Annotated in this window: 20 protein-coding genes and 1 pseudogene; 7 read left to right on the forward strand and 14 right to left on the reverse strand. The window is 56.6% G+C overall.

Annotated features, from left to right (window positions below; genetic code table 11):
* The first annotated feature begins 137 nt into the window (after positions 1–137).
* Positions 138–977, forward strand: coding sequence for a MurR/RpiR family transcriptional regulator (locus HA43_RS11575; protein ID WP_094111705.1), 840 nt, complete (start codon positions 138–140; stop codon positions 975–977).
* A gap of 56 nt (positions 978–1,033) precedes the next feature.
* Positions 1,034–1,285, forward strand: a complete 252-nt coding sequence (locus HA43_RS11580) for a YfhL family 4Fe-4S dicluster ferredoxin (protein WP_071667884.1) — start codon at positions 1,034–1,036, stop codon at positions 1,283–1,285.
* An 11-nt stretch (positions 1,286–1,296) separates the two neighbouring features.
* Here HA43_RS11580 and acpS read toward each other — a convergent pair whose 3' ends face one another.
* The 12 genes and pseudogenes from acpS to trmN form a co-directional block, all read right to left on the reverse strand.
* On the reverse strand, positions 1,297–1,677 hold the full coding sequence (gene acpS / locus HA43_RS11585; RefSeq protein WP_039379688.1) for a holo-ACP synthase: 381 nt from the start codon (positions 1,675–1,677) through the stop codon (positions 1,297–1,299).
* A complete protein-coding gene (gene pdxJ / locus HA43_RS11590) occupies positions 1,677–2,408 on the reverse strand; it encodes a pyridoxine 5'-phosphate synthase (protein ID WP_094111706.1) in 732 nt (243 codons plus the stop codon). Before pdxJ ends, acpS begins: the two co-directional genes overlap by 1 nt.
* Positions 2,409–2,478: 70 nt before the next feature.
* The gene (recO, locus tag HA43_RS11595) at positions 2,479–3,207 is read right to left on the reverse strand and encodes a DNA repair protein RecO (RefSeq protein WP_039379693.1); all 729 of its coding nucleotides are present in this window, start codon (positions 3,205–3,207) and stop codon (positions 2,479–2,481) included.
* Between the two features lie 3 nt (positions 3,208–3,210).
* Positions 3,211–4,116: a GTPase Era gene (gene era / locus HA43_RS11600; RefSeq protein ID WP_039379695.1), complete on the reverse strand. Its 906-nt coding sequence runs from the start codon at positions 4,114–4,116 to the stop codon at positions 3,211–3,213.
* Positions 4,117–4,164: 48 nt separating this feature from the next.
* Positions 4,165–4,845, reverse strand: a complete 681-nt coding sequence (gene rnc, locus HA43_RS11605; RefSeq protein ID WP_039379698.1) for a ribonuclease III — start codon at positions 4,843–4,845, stop codon at positions 4,165–4,167.
* Between the two features lie 111 nt (positions 4,846–4,956).
* Positions 4,957–5,927: pseudogene (lepB, locus tag HA43_RS11610) on the reverse strand (signal peptidase I).
* Positions 5,928–5,936: 9 nt separating this feature from the next.
* Complete coding sequence (lepA, locus tag HA43_RS11615) at positions 5,937–7,736, reverse strand: translation elongation factor 4 (protein WP_039379703.1); 1,800 nt, start codon at positions 7,734–7,736, stop codon at positions 5,937–5,939.
* A 218-nt stretch (positions 7,737–7,954) separates the two neighbouring features.
* Positions 7,955–8,419: a SoxR-reducing system protein RseC gene (gene rseC / locus HA43_RS11620; RefSeq protein WP_094111708.1), complete on the reverse strand. Its 465-nt coding sequence runs from the start codon at positions 8,417–8,419 to the stop codon at positions 7,955–7,957.
* The gene (gene rseB, locus HA43_RS11625; RefSeq protein WP_094111709.1) at positions 8,416–9,372 is read right to left on the reverse strand and encodes a sigma-E factor regulatory protein RseB; all 957 of its coding nucleotides are present in this window, start codon (positions 9,370–9,372) and stop codon (positions 8,416–8,418) included. Before rseB ends, rseC begins: the two co-directional genes overlap by 4 nt.
* On the reverse strand, positions 9,372–10,031 hold the full coding sequence (gene rseA, locus HA43_RS11630) for an anti-sigma-E factor RseA (protein WP_039379711.1): 660 nt from the start codon (positions 10,029–10,031) through the stop codon (positions 9,372–9,374). Before rseA ends, rseB begins: the two co-directional genes overlap by 1 nt.
* Before the next feature lie 30 nt (positions 10,032–10,061).
* Positions 10,062–10,637, reverse strand: coding sequence for an RNA polymerase sigma factor RpoE (gene rpoE, locus HA43_RS11635; protein ID WP_039379714.1), 576 nt, complete (start codon positions 10,635–10,637; stop codon positions 10,062–10,064).
* Between the two features lie 363 nt (positions 10,638–11,000).
* Positions 11,001–11,750, reverse strand: a complete 750-nt coding sequence (gene trmN / locus HA43_RS11640) for a tRNA(1)(Val) (adenine(37)-N(6))-methyltransferase TrmN (protein ID WP_094111740.1) — start codon at positions 11,748–11,750, stop codon at positions 11,001–11,003.
* Positions 11,751–11,886: 136 nt separating this feature from the next.
* Between trmN and srmB the strand changes: the two genes are divergently transcribed.
* Positions 11,887–13,215: an ATP-dependent RNA helicase SrmB gene (srmB, locus tag HA43_RS11645; RefSeq protein ID WP_094111710.1), complete on the forward strand. Its 1,329-nt coding sequence runs from the start codon at positions 11,887–11,889 to the stop codon at positions 13,213–13,215.
* Between the two features lie 184 nt (positions 13,216–13,399).
* Here srmB and grcA read toward each other — a convergent pair whose 3' ends face one another.
* Positions 13,400–13,783: an autonomous glycyl radical cofactor GrcA gene (gene grcA / locus HA43_RS11650; RefSeq protein WP_039379718.1), complete on the reverse strand. Its 384-nt coding sequence runs from the start codon at positions 13,781–13,783 to the stop codon at positions 13,400–13,402.
* A gap of 177 nt (positions 13,784–13,960) precedes the next feature.
* Between grcA and ung the strand changes: the two genes are divergently transcribed.
* Positions 13,961–14,638 (forward strand): uracil-DNA glycosylase, encoded by a 678-nt coding sequence (gene ung, locus HA43_RS11655; protein WP_094111711.1) that lies wholly within the window; start codon positions 13,961–13,963, stop codon positions 14,636–14,638.
* A gap of 47 nt (positions 14,639–14,685) precedes the next feature.
* Here ung and grpE read toward each other — a convergent pair whose 3' ends face one another.
* Entirely contained in the window at positions 14,686–15,264 is a 579-nt protein-coding gene (gene grpE / locus HA43_RS11660; protein ID WP_071667881.1) for a nucleotide exchange factor GrpE, read from the reverse strand.
* Between the two features lie 122 nt (positions 15,265–15,386).
* Between grpE and nadK the strand changes: the two genes are divergently transcribed.
* The 3 genes from nadK (at position 15,387) to bamE (ending at position 18,548) form a co-directional block, all read left to right on the forward strand.
* A complete protein-coding gene (nadK, locus tag HA43_RS11665; RefSeq protein ID WP_065648649.1) occupies positions 15,387–16,265 on the forward strand; it encodes an NAD(+) kinase in 879 nt (292 codons plus the stop codon).
* Positions 16,266–16,350: 85 nt separating this feature from the next.
* On the forward strand, positions 16,351–18,012 hold the full coding sequence (recN, locus tag HA43_RS11670; protein ID WP_094111712.1) for a DNA repair protein RecN: 1,662 nt from the start codon (positions 16,351–16,353) through the stop codon (positions 18,010–18,012).
* Positions 18,013–18,197: 185 nt separating this feature from the next.
* On the forward strand, positions 18,198–18,548 hold the full coding sequence (gene bamE / locus HA43_RS11675) for an outer membrane protein assembly factor BamE (RefSeq protein WP_094111713.1): 351 nt from the start codon (positions 18,198–18,200) through the stop codon (positions 18,546–18,548).
* Positions 18,549–18,602 lie beyond the last annotated feature (54 nt).

The following is an 18,602-nucleotide window of genomic DNA, read 5'->3' on the forward strand; positions in this document are numbered from 1 at the left end:
GCTGTGATTTTTAATTCCGCTAGCTACAAAGCCCACTGAATAGTTTATTCTTAGTGTCATGGAATATTGACTATTGCTGCGCATGCTGCGGAGAGGTTAGCCGCGCCATGCTATGAAACCGGGAGTAAGGATCGAACATGAGTTCACTGCTGCGAATCCGCCAGCTCTATCCCCGGCTGGCGCTGAATGAGCGCCGGCTGGCCGACTTTTTACTGTCACAGCCCGATCGGGCGCGCCATCTCAGCTCGCAGAAGCTGGCTGAAGAGGCGGGCGTCAGCCAGTCGAGCGTGGTGAAATTTGCGCAGAAGCTGGGTTATAAAGGCTTTCCTGCACTGAAGCTGGCGCTGAGCGAATCGCTGGCGGATCGCGATGCGATCACCGTGCATAATCATATCCTCAGCGACGATCCGCTGAAGATCGTGGGAGAGAAGCTGCTGACGGAGAAGATCTCCGCGATCCGCGCCACGCTGGATATTAACAGCGAAGAGAAGCTGATGGAGACGCTGCATCTGCTGAAGAATGCCAACCGCATTCTGCTGGTGGGTATCGGGGCATCCGGTCTGGTGGCGAAAGATTTCTCCTGGAAACTGATGAAAATCGGTATTAACGCGGTGGCAGAGCAGGATATGCACGCCCTGCTCGCCAGCGTTCAGGCGATGGCGCCGGGCGATGTCCTGCTGGCCATCTCCTACACCGGCGAACGACGCGAAATCAATCTGGCGGCACAGGAAGCAGCCGCTATCGGTGCGGATGTGGTGGCCTTTACCGGTTTTACGCCAAATGCGCTGCAGCAGTGCGCGTCAATCTGCCTCTATACCGTTGCAGAGGAGCAGAGCACGCGCAGCGCGGCAATCTCCTCAACCAGCGCCCAGCTGGCCCTGACAGATTTGCTGTTTATGGCGCTGGTGCAGAACGATCCCGAGCGGGCATCGAGCCACATCCGCCACAGCGAAGCGCTGGTGAAAAAGCTGATATAAGCGTCAAACCGGCTTATAATGACCGCGTTTTTATTGAGGATTAACGGACGTGAAGAATGGCGTTACTGATTACGGCGAAATGTATTAACTGCGACATGTGTGAGCCGGAGTGTCCCAATCAGGCTATCGCGCTGGGTGAGGCGATATATGAAATCGATCCGGCGCGCTGCACCGAGTGCGTGGGGCATTATGAAACGCCAACCTGCCAGAGCGTCTGTCCTATCGACAATACGATTATCAGCGACCCGCAGCGCGCCGAAAGCCGCGACGCGCTGTGGGAGAAATTCGTGCAGCTCTGGCCGCACTGAGCGCGTAACGCTCAGTCCTCGATGATCACCGTGGCACAGGCGTAGTGGCGCTCATCAGCCAGCGTCACGTGCACGCGCTGCACGCCCAGCCGTTCAGCAATGATGCTCGCCTGCTCAAAAAAGCGCAGACCCGGTTTTCCCAGCGCATCGTTGAACACCTCAAACTGATTAAACGCCAGTCCGCCGCGGATCCCGGTGCCAAAGGCTTTGGCCGCCGCCTCTTTCACGGCGAAGCGCTTGGCAAGGAAACGCACCGGCTGCTGATGCGCCTGATACTGCTGCCACTCCGCGTCACTCAGTACGCGGCGCGCCAGACGATCGCCGGATCGTTCGATAACGCCGGCGATGCGCTCAATTTCCACGATATCGCTGCCGAGGCCGAGAATCGCCATCAGCGCCGCGCTTCCCGCATCAGCTGCTTCATTTCGCTTACCGCATCTGCCAGCCCGCTGAAGAGCGCGCGGCCGATGATGGCATGGCCGATATTCAGCTCATGCATCTCCGGCAGCGCCGCAATTGGCTGCACATTGTGATAAGTCAGTCCGTGGCCGGCATTGACCTTCAGCCCGAGAGAGGCAGCGTAGTGCGCTGCTTCGCGAATACGCATTAGCTCGGCGTCACGCGCCTGCCCTTCCGGCGCTTCAGCGTATGCGCCGGTATGAATTTCGATATAAGGCGCGCCGCTGGCAACCGCTGCGTCAATCTGCCGGCGGTCGGCATCGATAAACAGTGACACCAGTATGCCCGCCTCTGACAGCTGCTGTACCGCTGCGCTGACGCTCGCCTGCTGGCCCGCCACATCCAGGCCGCCCTCCGTGGTGACCTCCTGACGCTTCTCCGGCACCAGGCAGACAAAGTGCGGCCGGATGTCACAGGCGATAGCGATCATCTCATCCGTGACCGCCATCTCCAGGTTCATCCGCGTCTGAATGGTATCGCGCAGGATACGCACATCGCGATCGGTGATATGCCGGCGGTCTTCACGCAGATGCACGGTAATACCATCAGCGCCCGCCTGCTCGGCCACGAAAGCGGCCTGTACCGGATCGGGATAGTGGGTGCCACGCGCGTTACGTACGGTAGCGATATGATCAATATTGACGCCTAACAGCAACTCAGCCATAACTACGCTTCTCTTTATTTAATGTCAGTGCAGTGTATCGCGACGATACGTTCAGGTGGTCTGACCGCCGCTACGCCTGCGGCGCATCAGGTTTCTTCTTTGGAATAAACTGGCGAAACAGCTCCTGACTCTTCAGCGGTTTGCCGCCGAGATAGGGCTTTAGCGCAATGCGCGTGAAGCGCTTGGCGGCCCGCAGGCTATCGGCATCGGGGAAACTGCGCGCTTCAATGGCGCGCAGCTGGTGACCGGTAAAGCTGCGCTGATTCAGCACCAGGCTGGCGATAAAGCCCTTCTCTTCGCGGTAGCTGTAAGTCATGGCGTCGTCGATCGCCTCGCCGCTGCCGGCGCAGTGCAGAAAATCGACGCCGTAGCCGAGATGCCCGAGCAGCGCCAGCTCAAAACGGCGCAGCGCCGGTTCCGGCGAGGCGGTGCCGGCGGCCAGCTCCTGAATACAGTTCAGGTAATCGAAGAAGAGTTCAGAAAAGGGGATCTCCTGCTCCAGCACGCGCGACAGCAGTTCATTGACATAGAGACCGCAGTAGAGCGTGATACCGCTGAGCGGCAGCGCCAGCGAAACCGCTTCGGCATTACGCAGCGTTTTGACTTCACCGCGTCCGCCCCAGCGGACCAGCAGCGGCGTAAAAGGCTGCAGGGTGCCTTTCAGCTGAGAGCGACGCGAGCGCGCGCCTTTAGCCAGGACGCGAACGCGTCCCTGACTTTCCGTAAAGAGATCGAGCAGCAGGCTGGTTTCGCTGTAGGGGCGACTATGCAGCACAAACGCGCGTTGCCAGCCTTCCATCAGTTACAGATCGTCTGTGTAGCCCAGGCTGCGCAGCGCACGTTCGTCGTCTGCCCAGCCCGATTTAACTTTCACCCAGAGTTCAAGGTGCACTTTGGCTTCAAACATCTCTTCCATGTCACGTCGCGCTTCAATGCCGATGGTTTTGATTTTCGAGCCTTTATTGCCAATTACCATTTTCTTCTGGCCTTCACGCTCTACCAGAATCAGGCCATTGATGTCGTAGCCGCCGCGCTCATTGGCCACAAACTGTTCGATCTCAACGGTCACAGAGTAAGGCAGCTCGGCACCGAGGAAACGCATCAGCTTTTCGCGGATGATCTCTGAAGCCATAAAGCGCTGTGAGCGGTCGGTGATGTAATCTTCCGGGAAGTGGTGCTCCGCCAGCGGCAGACGCTTACGGGCAATCGCTGCGATGGTATCGACGTTTTTGCCATTCTCAGCAGAGATAGGCACGATATCGAGGAAATTCATCTGCTGGCTCAGGAACTGCAGGTGCGGCAGCAGGATACTTTTATCCTGAATGTTATCCACCTTGTTCACCGCCAGCACCACCGGGACTTTGCCGTCGCGCAGCTTGTTGAGCACCATCTCATCATCCGGCGTCCAGCGCGTGCCTTCCACGACGAAAATTACCAGCTCCACGTCGCCAATTGAGCTGCTGGCAGCACGGTTCATCAGGCGGTTGATCGCCCGCTTCTCTTCCATATGCAGCCCGGGTGTATCCACGTAGATCGCCTGATAAGCGCCCTCGGTGTGGATGCCCATAATACGGTGGCGCGTGGTTTGCGGTTTGCGTGAGGTGATCGAGACCTTCTGCCCCAGCAGCTGGTTCAGTAAGGTTGATTTACCGACGTTGGGCCGGCCTACAATCGCGACAAAGCCGCAATAAGTTTCGTGTTCGCTCATTCGGGTCCTGACTTAGTCAGCGCCGGGATGGCGCTGTCGTAAAACAATTTATTCGAGTCCAAGCTTAATTAAAGCCTGTTCGGCGGCAGCCTGTTCCGCTTTGCGGCGGCTGGAGCCTACGCCCACGACCGGATCGGCCATGCCACTCACCTGACAGTGAATGGTGAACTCCTGGTCGTGCGCTTCGCCCCGCACCTGCACCACCAGATAGGAAGGCAGCGGCAGATGGCGACCCTGCAGATACTCCTGCAGGCGCGTTTTGGGATCTTTCTGTTTATCGCCCGGGCTTATCTGCTCCAGACGGTTCAGATACCAGTCGAGAATCAGCTTCTCAACGGTCTGGATATTACTGTCGAGGAAGATGCCGCCAATCAGCGCCTCTACCGTATCCGCAAGGATCGACTCGCGACGGAAGCCGCCGCTTTTCAGTTCGCCTGGTCCAAGACGCAGGCACTCGCCCAGTTCAAACTCACGCGCCATCTCAGCCAGCGTATTGCCGCGCACCAGCGTGGCGCGCATGCGGCTCATATCGCCTTCGTCCACGCGCGGGAAGCGGTGATAAAGCGCGTTGGCAATCACATAGCTGAGAATTGAATCGCCTAAAAATTCAAGCCGTTCGTTATGCTTGCTGCTGGCGCTGCGGTGTGTCAGGGCCTGCTGCAAAAGTTCCGGATGAGTAAAAGTGTAGCCCAGTTTGCGCTGCAGCTTAGTAATGAGAATGGGGTTCATGCGATTCCAGTTGTTCTGTGCGTCTGTAACTCTGCATACGAAACAGGGCTGATAGCAGCGCGTTCTGTTTCGTGTGCAGTGGCTTCCTGTCAGACAGGAAGCCACCCGTATTTAGTGAATGCCGCCGATACGGCTCAGGCGTACGCCTGTCGGCCACTCACCTTCCTGTTTTTCAAAGCTCATCCAGATAGCGACCGCTTTACCGACCAGATTCTTCTCAGGCACAAAGCCCCAGTAGCGGCTGTCGGCGCTGTTGTCACGGTTGTCGCCCATCATGAAATATTGACCCTGCGGTACCACCCAGGTCGCCTGCGGCTGGCCCGGCTGCTGATAGTACATGTTCGCCTGACTCTGCGCCTCATTCACCAGCAGAATATTGTGCGTCACATCGCCCAGCGTCTCTTTGCGCGTCCCGAGACGCAGGCCACCGCGCAGCGTTTCACCCTGCGGTTTCCGGAAGAAGCCGTTGCCGGTCTCGTTGCCGTCAAAGCCGCTGAACGTCTGGATAAAGTCGCTTGGCTCAATATTGGTATAGGTGACCGGCAGCGCCGTATCACATTTACCGTTACCGCAGCCGGGATTGATGGTCAGCGTTTTACTGAACGGATCAAACACCACTTTATCGCCCGGCAGACCAATCACGCGCTTGATGTAGTCAACGCTGGGATCTTTCGGATATTTAAACACGGCGACATCGCCGCGCTTTGGATGTCCGGTCGGGATCAGCGTGGTCTGCGTAATGGGATCTTTAATACCGTAGGCAAACTTCTCCACCAGAATAAAGTCGCCAATCAGCAGCGTTGGCATCATTGAGCCGGAGGGGATCTGAAAGGGTTCAAAAATAAATGAACGTACAATCAGTACCACCGCCAGCACCGGGAATACCGATGCCGCCGTTTCAATCCAGCCTGGCTGCGCAGCCACTTTCGCCAGCGTTTTGCTGTCGAGCGAGTTACCCGCCTGCGCCTGTGCAGCGGCCTGTTTTGCCCGACGCTCAGGTGCCCACTTCACGCGATCGATACACCAGATGATGCCGGTCAGCAGCGTAGCGATAACCAGAATCAGGCGAACATGTTAGCCATTGTGGTTCCTTATTTGCTGTCTTTACCGACATGCAGAATGGCGAGGAAAGCTTCCTGCGGCAGCTCAACGTTGCCGACCTGCTTCATGCGTTTCTTACCATCTTTCTGTTTCTGCAGCAGTTTTTTCTTACGGCTGACGTCACCGCCGTAGCATTTTGCCAGAACGTTTTTGCGCAGCTGCTTCACGGTCGAACGCGCAATGATATGGTTGCCAATCGCCGCCTGAATCGCGATATCAAACTGCTGGCGCGGGATCAGATCTTTCATCTTCTCCACCAGCTCGCGACCGCGGTACTGCGAGTTATCGCGGTGGGTGATCAGCGCCAGGGCATCAACGCGCTCTGCGTTAATTAATACGTCCACGCGCACCATGTCTGACGCCTGGAAACGCTTGAAGTTGTAGTCCAGCGACGCATAGCCGCGCGATGTCGATTTCAGACGGTCGAAGAAGTCGAGTACCACTTCAGCCATCGGGATATCGTAGGTGAGCGCGACCTGGTTGCCGTGGTAAACCATATTGGTCTGCACGCCGCGCTTCTCCACGCACAGGGTAATCACGTTACCCAGATACTCCTGTGGCAGCAACATGTGACACTCTGCAATCGGCTCACGCAGCTCTTCAATATTGTTGAGCGGCGGCAGCTTGGCCGGGCTGTCAACATATACCACTTCGCCATCGGTGGTTTGCACTTCATACACAACCGTTGGCGCAGTGGTGATCAGATCGAGATCGTACTCGCGCTCCAGGCGCTCCTGAATGATCTCCATATGCAGCAGACCCAGGAAGCCGCAGCGGAAACCAAAGCCCAGCGCGGTTGAACTCTCTGGCTCATAGAACAGAGAGGCGTCGTTCAGGCTCAGCTTGCCGAGCGCGTCGCGGAATGACTCATAGTCATCTGAACTCACCGGGAAAAGACCGGCATAAACCTGCGGTTTGACCTTTTTGAAGCCAGGCAGCGCTTTATCTGCCGGGTTGCGCTGCAGCGTCAGCGTATCGCCCACCGGCGCACCCAGAATGTCTTTGATGGCGCACACCAGCCAGCCCACTTCCCCGCACTTCAGTTCGGTGCGGTCAACCTGTTTGGGTGTGAAGATACCCAGGCGGTCAGCGTTATAAACCTGACCGGTACTCATGACTTTGACCTTCTCGCCCTTGCGCAGCGTACCGTTTTTAATACGGATCAGGGAAACAACGCCAAGGTAGTTATCGAACCAGGAGTCGATGATCAGCGCCTGCAGCGGGCCATCCGGATCGCCTTCCGGTGCCGGAATATCGCGCACCAGGCGCTCCAGCACATCCGGCACGCCGATGCCGGTTTTAGCCGAGCAGCGCACGGCATCTACGGCATCGATACCCACGATATCTTCAATCTCTTCGGCTACGCGCTCAGGATCGGCAGCGGGCAGGTCGATCTTATTCAGTACCGGTACCACTTCCAGATCCATTTCCATGGCGGTATAGCAGTTCGCCAGCGTCTGTGCTTCAACGCCCTGTCCTGCATCGACCACCAGCAGCGCCCCTTCACAGGCCGCCAGCGAGCGGGAAACTTCATACGAGAAGTCTACGTGGCCCGGGGTGTCGATAAAATTGAGCTGGTAAGTTTCACCGTCTGGCGCTGTGTAATCGAGCGTGACGCTCTGCGCTTTAATCGTAATGCCGCGCTCGCGCTCCAGATCCATGGAATCAAGAACCTGCGCCGCCATCTCACGATCGCTCAGGCCACCACAAATCTGAATCAGACGATCGGAGAGCGTTGATTTGCCGTGGTCAATGTGAGCAATAATAGAGAAATTTCGTATGTGCTTCATTTATATGAATATCTTCACGTAGAGAATCAGTTGAAAACGTGAGCACAGACACATTCAGGCAAGCGATCTTTACCCGGAACCCTGTCGGCCTCATTAATGACGTCGCATATTACACTGTTAACGCCGCGCGTTAAAGAATGGAACCTGTGGGATTTGCAACAGAATTCAGCGGGTAAGCGGGAAATGAAAAGGCCGCACAGCAGGCGGCCCGGGCGGCATCAGCTGACATCTTCAACCCGCAGCGCATCAGGCGGAAGCGCAACGCTGAGGATCACCGGCTGAAAGGCTTCGCGTCCGGCGTAGCGGGATGAGACGCCTTTAGCAATGATAAATCCCCCTACGCCGCCAAGCAGCGCCCCGCAGGCGGCCGCGAGGTCGCTGTGAAACAGCATCTGGAACAGGCCAGCCACAGCAAACAGACCAAACAGCGGCGTCATATAGACCAGCAGCGCTGAGCCGAGCAGGCTGCTCTCGCGAATGCCTAACTCAATGCGCTGACCCGGCTGTAGCGGCTCAGCGCTGGGAATGGTCATGACATGAGCGTTCTTCGGCCCAAGCTTATTGAGCGCATGGCTGCCACAGCCTTTACGCGCTGAACAGCTGTTGCAGGAAGTTTTCGCTTCAGAATGCAGCGTGGCAACGCCATCCTGCCATGCCACTACGGTGGCCCACTCTCTCATCATTTTTTTGCCCCTGCATCAATAGCGCTGGCGATACGTTTCGCGGTTGCAGGCGGTAATTCGCCCACCACGGTGATCTCCTGATTATCGCGCACAACGGTCTGCACCGTACGACGTCCCGTGCGCAATTGCTGAGGCACGCTATTTTTATCGGCAGGCGCAATGTTAATGGCAAAACTGAACAGCCCGTCGCTGTAGAGACGCGATTCAACGGTTTTATTCATAGCGGGTATTGCGCGACGACTCTGCGAAATCAGCTTCATGCCTGCCGGTATCCAGCCAGGCTGCCAGTTAAGCTCCACTTTGTCTCCCGCCGGCAGGGAGAGCGACGGCGGCAGATTTGCCTTCTCAAGCCCCTGCATCAGATTGCGCACGCCCTCATCCACTGCAAAGCTGATAACGCGGAACTGCTCCAGCGTTTCACCATCGCGATCCAGCAAATCGATGCGCAGCGGCAGTTTGGTATCCACGTCCAGCCAGACCACATAGCTGTAGCGCGTACCGTCACGAGAGACAATACGCACAACTTCGCACATCTGGTCAGCCATACGCGATCGCCCTACCGGCACAAAGTCATACGCCTGACCCAGCCGGGAGAAATCAGCAAACATCAGTGAAGGCAGCGCGTCGATAATATGGTTGCCCGGCAGTGAGAACGGATCCAGCCCGGGTTCAAAATAGCTGATGTCGTTACCGCGCTGGATCACTTCACGGCGCGGACCATCCATCTGCAGCAGCTGCGCAAAGACGCGCTTATCCACCACGGCGTGACGATAGCGCAGAGACTCAATGCCCAGTCGTGAGACATTAATATACGCAAATTCATAATTGAGATTTTGAGTCGCCTGCTCCATCTGCTGTAACAACGCCCCGGAAGACGACGTCTGTGCCGGGGCGGTTGATGTCCAGAGCAGGCTGCCGGCCATAAGGCTAACGGCGCACCAGAGTTGCTTCATTACTGCTGTTGAGTTCCTAACGACTGCGTTCCGGGAACGGTGGCCTGCGCCTGCTGCGGTACGCTGTTTTCAAACTGTACCTGATCGGCATGCAGACGGCGCTGCAGTTCATAATCCTGCAGCATGGCGTTAACACGACGCCGCTGATCCTGAACCTGCTGATTTGAACTGTTGGTTTCAAAGGCATCAGACGGTACGCCCAGGCTTACCGGTGATGCTTTACCCATCATCGGCAGCGTATTGAACGCCGGAGCATCTGAGGATTCTGCTGCCCCACCGGCAGAAGAGCCGTTGTAATGCTGCACGCCAACAATTACCGCCAGTGATACGCAGGCGGCTACGCCAATTTGCGTGACTGATGCCACCCAGCTGCCACCGCGACGCCAGAACGGCATTTTTTGCCAGCGTGCCGGTTCCGGCTGCGCTTCAGGGATCAGCGGTGTTGCCGCAGGGCGCAGCGGTTCATTTTCAATGGCTGCGGCCACGCGGGCGGAGATATCAAAATGCAGCACTTCGCCTACATCCCCGCGAAGGGTGTCGCGAATAAGATGGTAGCTCTCCCAGCTTTTTTGAAGTTCGACATCCTTTGACAACGAGGACAACAGCTCGCTGTCTAACGTTTCACCATCCATTAAAGCGGAAAGTTTTTCTTTCTGCATGCCTTGGTACCCTTTCAGTAGCCGTTATCACTAACGTTGGATAAGCGGTTGAACTTTGTTATCAATGGCTTCCCGGGCACGAAATATGCGCGATCGGACAGTACCAACCGGGCAATCCATAATGGCAGCGATCTCTTCATAACTCAGACCATCCAGCTCCCGGAGCGTGATAGCCATACGGAGATCTTCAGGAAGTGACTCAATTGTCCGAAAAACAATTTGTTTCAGTTCGTCAGACAACATTAAGTTCTCAGGGTTCGATATTTCTTTTAACGCGCCCGCACTTTCGAAGTTTTCTGCATCAATTGCATCTACGTCGCTGGAAGGCGGACGACGGCCCTGAGCCACCAGATAATTTTTTGCCGTGTTTACCGCGATGCGGTAAAGCCACGTGTAAAAAGCGCTATCCCCGCGGAACGACTCCAGCGCGCGATAGGCTTTGATAAATGATTCCTGTACCACATCGGGCACGTCACCCGAAGGGACATAGCGTGAAACTAGGCTCGCCACTTTATGCTGGTATCGGACTACCAGTAAGTTAAAGGACTTTTGATCTCCTTTCTGAACCCGCTCAACGAGAACCTGATCCGTTAACTGCTCGCTCATCCGAGGTAATGTCTCCCCAAAACTCTTTTATGCGTAAGTGGACTGCCAGCACATCTCATACCCGTGAGCAAGCATGCGCTTTGAGTTCTGTTCTGGCCTGAAGTTCACTACGACCTGTTTTTTCGTCGCGGCATTGCAACCCGTTATGACGTAGCGGCTGACCCGCTTTCAATAGCTTATGCAGTGCCGATCGGTGCTGGCAGAGTAGCGTAAGGCGATCTCTTTTTCATCTTTATTACTCTTCTTTTCAGCATAGCTGACGGCAGCGCGCAAAATCCGCCACTTTGCAACACGATGCAGCAGGGATCCCGCGAACGTAACGACAGATCGCGACCGCTGCTGCAGTATGGTGACAGCCAATACTCAGCGGAAAAGATAGAAGTCTGTCACCAGGCTCAGCCAGTCAGCGGAGTAGCTTTTATCTTCATTGCGGATCGCCAGCCGCTCCTGGATCAGCTCCCCGGCCGCAGGTGAAAAGCCCAGCACCAGCCGGTTAGGCGGCCGCTGTGCGTAAGGCGCGACGTCGTAGCGCAGCCGCAAATGCCAGCCATCGGCGCGGGCGAGCTGCACCAGCGCCTCGCCGCTATCCACCGGCAACACCACGCAAAACAGCCCCTCTTCTTCGATAAGCTGCGCCGCGCACTGCAGCAGCGCGGCGTGATCGAGCGTGGCGGTGCTGCGCGCCGCGTCCCGTGCTGCGCTGGACGAGGCCATGCCGGGCACAAAAAAAGGCGGATTACTGACGATCAGCGAGTAGCGCTTTTCGCACTGGCGGCTCCAGTTAAGAATATCGGCCTGATGCACGCTGATACGGGCGGCCCACGGCGACGCCTGCACATTCTCCTGCGCCTGCGCGGCGGCTTCGCTATCAAGCTCAACCGCATCCAGCGTAACCTGTTGCGGCGTACGCTGCGCCAGCATCAGAGCGATAAGCCCGCTGCCGCAGCCAATATCCAGAATACGCCGCGCCCCGGCCACTGGCGCCCACGCTCCCAGCAGCACGCCATCCGTGCCAACCTTCATTGCACAGCGATCGTGTGCGACAAAAAATTGTTTAAACGTAAACCCATCTTTTCTTAATGTCGCCCGTGCTGGCGGCTGGTACTGAGACATGCTTTCGGCCATTGAATTGTTATCTGGCGAGAGTGTAACGTGGTCGCACAATGAATTCATCTGCGCCTGATGAACACAAACAGATGAAGATTGCGGCCGATCTGTCTATAATCAGCGCCCCAAACTGAGGTAGAACATGACAGTAACCACATTCTCCGAACTCGAACTCGACGAAAGCCTGCTGGATGCCCTGCAGGAAAAAGGCTTCACGCGCCCGACGGCCATTCAGGCTGAAGCCATTCCTGCCGCGCTGGAAGGCCGTGACGTGTTAGGTTCGGCACCCACCGGAACGGGGAAAACCGCCGCCTATCTGCTGCCCGCATTACAGCATCTGCTGGACTTCCCGCGTAAGAAGTCGGGTCCGCCGCGTATCCTGATCCTCACCCCTACCCGCGAACTGGCGATGCAGGTGGCCGATCAGGCGCGTGAGCTGGCGAAGCATACCCATCTGGATATCGCCACCATCACCGGCGGCGTTGCCTATATGAACCACGCTGAAGTCTTCAGCGAAAACCAGGATATTGTGGTGGCGACCACCGGCCGTCTGCTGCAGTACATCAAAGAAGAGAACTTTGACTGCCGCGCGGTAGAAACACTGATTCTCGATGAAGCGGACCGCATGGTCGATATGGGCTTTGCCCAGGATATCGAGACCATCGCCGGTGAGACGCGCTGGCGCAAACAGACGCTGCTCTTCTCCGCCACGCTGGAAGGCGAGCACATCAAAGATTTTGCTGAACGCCTGCTCAACGATCCGGTCGCGATTGAAGCCGACCCGAGCAAAAGCGAACGCAAGCGCATTCAGCAGTGGTACTACCGTGCTGATAACCTTGAGCACAAAACCAAACTGCTGGTGCACCTGTTAAAGCAGCCGGAAGTGAAGCGTGCGATTGTGTTTGTGCGCAAGCGTGAACGTCTGCACGAGCTGGTAACCTGGATGCATGAGGCGGGCCTGCGCAGCAGCTACCTCGAAGGTGAGATGGTACAGGCGAACCGTAATGAAGCGATTAAACGCATCAACGATGATCGCGTCAATGTGCTGGTTGCCACTGACGTTGCGGCGCGCGGTATCGATATTGATGATGTGACCCACGTGATCAACTTTGACCTGCCGCGTACGGCAGATACGTATCTGCACCGCATTGGCCGTACCGGCCGTGCCGGCCGCAAAGGGATCGCCATCTCGCTGGTAGAAGCGCACGATCACGTTCTGCTGGGTAAAATCAGCCGCTACGTTAATGAGCCGCTGAAATCACGCGTGATTGATGAGCTGCGCCCTGAGTCGCGTGCGCCGAGTGCTAAAGTCACCGGAAAGCCGTCGAAAAAGGCGCTTGCCAAACGCAAAGAGAAGAAAGAGAAAGAAGACGAAAAGCCGCGCGTGAAGAAACGTCATCGCGACACTAAAAACGTCGGTAAACGCCGCAAGCCAAGCGGATCGACCACACCGGAGTCTGGTGCGGAATAAAACGTCACCGCAGTAAAAAAAGCGCCTGAACCGGCGCTTTTTTTTTACTTTTTGTGAACTTTACGTGCCACTGCCATGCAGGTCAGCGCGAACCCCGGTAAAGGGCGCCTTTCAAACAGCGCCCGGGTTCCGGGCCGCTTCCGCGCTGACCTGCAGCATGAGCAACTTTTCATCGCTGCTTCAGTTACAGGCTCTCTGTAAAGGTACGGGTGATCACATCGCGCTGCTGCTCGGGCGTCAGGGCGTTAAACCGCACGGCATAACCGGATACGCGAATGGTCAGCTGCGGATACTTTTCGGGATGCTTAACCGCATCCTCCAGCGTCTCCCGCTGCAGTACGTTGACGTTAAGGTGCTGTCCGCCCTCAACCCGCACCTGCGGTTTCTGCTCCAGGGGCACTTCACGGTATGCCATCTCGCCCAGCTCGCTCAGGGCAACCACCTGATCCTCCTCATAGAGGCCTCTGGCGCACAGACAGCGCGCCTGTCCCGCCTCTTCATCCAGCAGCCAGAATGAGTTCAGCAGCAGCGGGTTATGGGTTTGGGTAATTTGAATGCCGGTAATCATAGCGATCTCCAGAAAGGGGCGTTCTGTCTCTGAACGCCGTTGACAGATAGACAGGCTGGTATATCACCGGGACGCTGCCAGCGCCTTGACCTGCATCAAGCTGAAACGGCGGGGTTAATCCTTCTGCTCCCGCGCTGAAGCAGCTAAGCTAAGGAAAACTAGCGGCAGGAGTTAACCATGAGTGACAAGCTGACCTGGCACGATGTGCTGGCAGATGAGAAAGAGAAACCCTATTTCAAAGAGACGCTGCAGGCGGTTGCGCAGCAGCGGGCAGCAGGCGTGACCGTTTATCCGCCGCAGAAAGATGTGTTTAACGCATTTAAGCTGACAGAGCTGGGCGATATTAAAGTGGTGATTTTGGGTCAGGACCCCTATCACGGGCCAAATCAGGCGCACGGCCTGGCTTTTTCGGTGCTGCCTGGCGTGGCCATCCCGCCCTCTCTGCTTAATATGTATAAAGAGCTTGAACAGGATATCGACGGCTTTCAGCGCCCGCAGCACGGTTTTCTGGAGAGCTGGGCCACGCAGGGGGTAATGCTGCTGAATACGGTGCTGACCGTTGAGGCGGGCAAAGCACACTCGCACGCGCGGCTTGGCTGGGAGACGTTTACTGACAGGGTGATTGATGCCATCAATACGCACCGTGAGGGCGTGGTTTTTCTGCTGTGGGGATCGCATGCGCAGAAGAAAGGCAGCATCATTGATGCGCAGCGTCACCACGTGCTGAAAGCGCCCCACCCCTCCCCGCTCTCTGCGCACCGCGGCTTTTTAGGCTGCCGGCACTTTTCACAGACCAACGCGCTGCTCAGTAAGGCAGGAGAAACGCCGATCGACTGGACGCCGGTACTGCCCTGAAACAACAACGGCCGCGTCAGGGCGGCCGTTATGATGTACTACTCTGCTCAGGCTTTGGCTTTAGAGACCGCCACCATGGCCGGACGCAGCAGGCGACCATTCAGGGTATAGCCACGCTGCATTACCATCAGTACATGGTTCGGCTCAACCTCATCCGATTCCATCATCGACATCGCCTGATGCAGATCCGGGTTAAACGGCACGTGGGTGTCGCCCACCACTTCAACGCCAAACTTGCGCACGGCGCCCAGCAGGGATTTCAGCGTCAGCTCGATGCCTTCAATCATTGAGGCGAGCCCGGTGTTCTCTTTATCAGCCACTTCCAGCGCGCGTTCCAGGCTATCAATCACTGGCAGCAGCTCGTTGGCAAATTTTTCCAGCGCAAATTTATGCGCTTTTTCGACATCCATTTCTGCACGGCGACGGATGTTTTCAATTTCCGCCTGCGCACGCAGCTGCGCTTCACGCACGCCACCCTGCGCCTGGGTAAGCTCCGCTTCCAGTTGCGCAATGCGCTCATCACGCGGATCCACCTCAGTTGCTGTCTCCGCGTCCGCCGGCTGTTGATCCTGTTGAATTTCGTCTGAGACTTGCTCGTTTGGGGTGTTCTGTTCTTTACTACTCATGAATTTCTCCGCGTTTTGCACATTCATTTCGCTGGTTGGCTTATTATGGGGATCAGTTTGACGGTTTCAAGTGAACCCATCACATTGCCAGGCCGTTTTGGCTTATGAGGAATACCCGCCACATGAACACACACTTTAGCTGCATCGGGATCGTGGGTCATCCGCGCCATCCAACCGCGTTGACCACCCATGAGATGCTCTGGCGCTGGCTGACTGATAAGGGATACGAGGTGATTGTCGAACAGCAGATTGCGCGCGAGCTGAGTTTAACCGATGTCAAAACCGGCACGCTGGCGGAAATAGGACAGCAGGCCGATCTGGCCGTGGTGGTCGGCGGTGATGGCAATATGCTGGGCGCAGCCAGGGTGCTGGCACGCTATGACATTAAAGTGATTGGCATCAACCGTGGCAATCTGGGCTTCCTGACCGACCTCGATCCGGATAACGCGCAGCAGCAGCTGGATGATGTCCTGCAGGGCGACTACTTTGTCGAGAGCCGCTTTCTGCTTGAGGCGCAGGTCTGCCGCGATACCTGCTCGCCGCGCATTGGCAGCGCCATCAATGAAGTGGTGCTCCATCCGGGAAAAGTGGCGCATATGATTGAGTTTGAGGTCTATATCGACGAAGTGTTCGCCTTTTCTCAGCGTTCCGATGGCCTGATTATCTCCACCCCTACCGGTTCCACCGCCTACTCGCTCTCCGCAGGCGGACCTATCCTTACCCCTTCGCTTGATGCCATTGTACTGGTGCCGATGTTCCCGCACACGCTGTCGTCGCGTCCGCTGGTTATCAACAGCAACAGTACCATTCGCCTGCGCTTCTCCTCGCTGCGCAGCGATCTGGAGATCAGCTGTGACAGCCAGATTGCCCTGCCGATTCAGGAGGGTGAAGATGTGCTGATCCGGCGCAGCAGCAGCCACCTTAATCTTATTCATCCTAAAAACTATAACTACTTCAACACATTAAGCTCAAAACTCGGCTGGTCGAAAAAATTGTTCTAGAAATCAGTGCTGGCTACTTTACTGGTTAAAAAACCAGTTTATACTGTACGAAAAACCATATCTGTTTTTCTATACAGGTGATTGTATGCTGGCACAACTGACCATCAGTAACTTCGCAATCGTTCGTGAGCTTGAGATCGACTTTCATCGCGGTATGACAGCGATCACCGGTGAGACCGGCGCAGGTAAATCTATTGCCATTGATGCGCTGGGCCTCTGCCTCGGCGGACGGGCGGAAGCGGATATGGTGCGTCAGGGCGCAAGCCGGGCTGATATCTGTGCCCGCTTTCAGCTGAAATTATCGCCGTCAGCGCAGCGCTGGCTGGTTGATAATCAGCTGGATGACGGTAATGAGTGCCTGCTGCGTCGCGTTATCAGCGCGGATGGTCGCTCGCGCGGCTTCATCAACGGCACGGCCGTACCGCTCTCACAGCTGCGCGAGCTGGGCCAGCTGCTGATTCAGATCCACGGTCAGCACGCGCATCAGCTGCTGCTGAAAACCGATCACCAGAAGCATCTGCTCGATGCTTACGCGGCGCATGACGGGCTGCTGACGGAGATGCGTCAGCACTACCAGCGCTGGCATCACAGCTGCCGTGTGCTGGCGCAGCATCAGCAGCAGTCGCAGGAGCGTGAAGCGCGCCGCGAGCTGCTGCAGTATCAGCTGAAAGAGCTGAATGAGTTTGCCCCGCAGGCGGGTGAATATGAGCAGATTGATGAAGAGTACAAGCGTCTGGCTAACAGCGGACAGCTGCTCTCTACCAGCCAGCAGGCGCTGCATATTCTTGCCGACGGTGAAGATACCAACCTGCAGAGCCTGCTCTACAGCGCCCGCAACATGCTCAGCGAGCTGGTCTCGCTGGATGATAAAGTCAGCGGCGTATTTAACCTGCTGGAAGAAGCGGCGATTCAGCTGAGCGAAGCCAGCGACGAACTGCGTCACTACTGCGAACGCCTCGATCTTGATCCTAACCGTCTTTACGAGCTGGAGCAGCGCCTGTCGCGGCAGATTGCACTGGCGCGCAAGCATCACGTTGCGCCTGAAGCGCTGCCGGCCCTGCATCAGCAGCTGCTGGAAGAGGCGGAGCTGCTGTCGCAGCAGGAGAGCGATCAGGAGAGTCTGCAGCACGACGTGGTAATGCATCACAAAGCCGCTATCACCTGCGCCGAAGCGCTGCATCATCAGCGTGAAAAATCCGCTCAGGAGCTGTGCGATCTCATTACGCAAAGCATGCGCACCCTGGCGATGCCGCACGGGCAGTTTGCGATTGTGCTGGAGTTTAATCCCGATCAGCTCACCGCCGAAGGTGCCAGCCGCATCGATTTCCGGGTGACAACTAACCCGGGCCAGCCTCTGCAGCCGCTGGGTAAAGTCGCCTCTGGCGGTGAGCTGTCGCGTATTGCGCTCGCTATTCAGGTGATCACCGCGCAGAAGATGGAAACCCCGGCCATGATTTTCGATGAAGTGGATGTTGGCATCAGCGGCCCGACGGCTGCTGTAGTGGGCAAGATGCTGCGTCAGCTGGGCGAATCGACGCAGGTTATGTGTGTCACGCACCTGCCACAGGTTGCGGGCTGCGGTCATCAGCACTTCTTTGTCAGCAAAGAGACCGACGGCGCGATGACGGAAACGCATATGCAGCCGCTGGATAAGCGGGCACGTCTGCAGGAGCTGGCTCGTCTGCTGGGCGGCAGCGAAGTCACGCGTAACACGCTGGCGAACGCCAAAGAACTTTTAGCAGCCTGAGACCGCACTTTTTTCCGGCCTGATGGTCATATGCATGCTCTGTAGAGGTTCCCAACCGGGAAAAGGTCTATTATCATCGGCAGTGATATCGCCATAATAAAAGCCTGCCGCGTGCAGAGTTCAGAATGTAATGGCAACAAAACTGCCTGCTGAAAGGCGTTTGGCCCGAAAAAAGGAATGTACAGATGCGCTTTAAGACGCTGACTGCTGCGGCAGTGGTAATGTTGATGACAACCGCCGGATGTTCCACGCTGGAGCGCGTTGTCTATCGTCCGGATATCAATCAGGGGAATTACCTGGCCGCCAACGATGTCGCCAAGATCCACACCGGCATGACGCAGCAGCAGGTGGCCTATACGCTGGGCACCCCGATGATGCACGATCCCTTTGGCAGCAACGTCTGGTATTACATTTTCCGCCAGGAGCCTGGTCACGAGCGCGTGAAGCAGCAGACGCTGACGCTGACGTTTGATCGCAGCGGTGTCCTGACGAATATTGATAACAAGCCGCGGCTCGCGGGTCAGAAAAACAGTTAAGCTGATGACAATAAAAAAGGCGCCCGGGGCGCCTTTTTTAATGCTTAACGTCAG

The organism is Pantoea eucrina, from assembly GCF_002095385.1.
GTDB classification, from domain to species: domain Bacteria; phylum Pseudomonadota; class Gammaproteobacteria; order Enterobacterales; family Enterobacteriaceae; genus Pantoea; species Pantoea eucrina.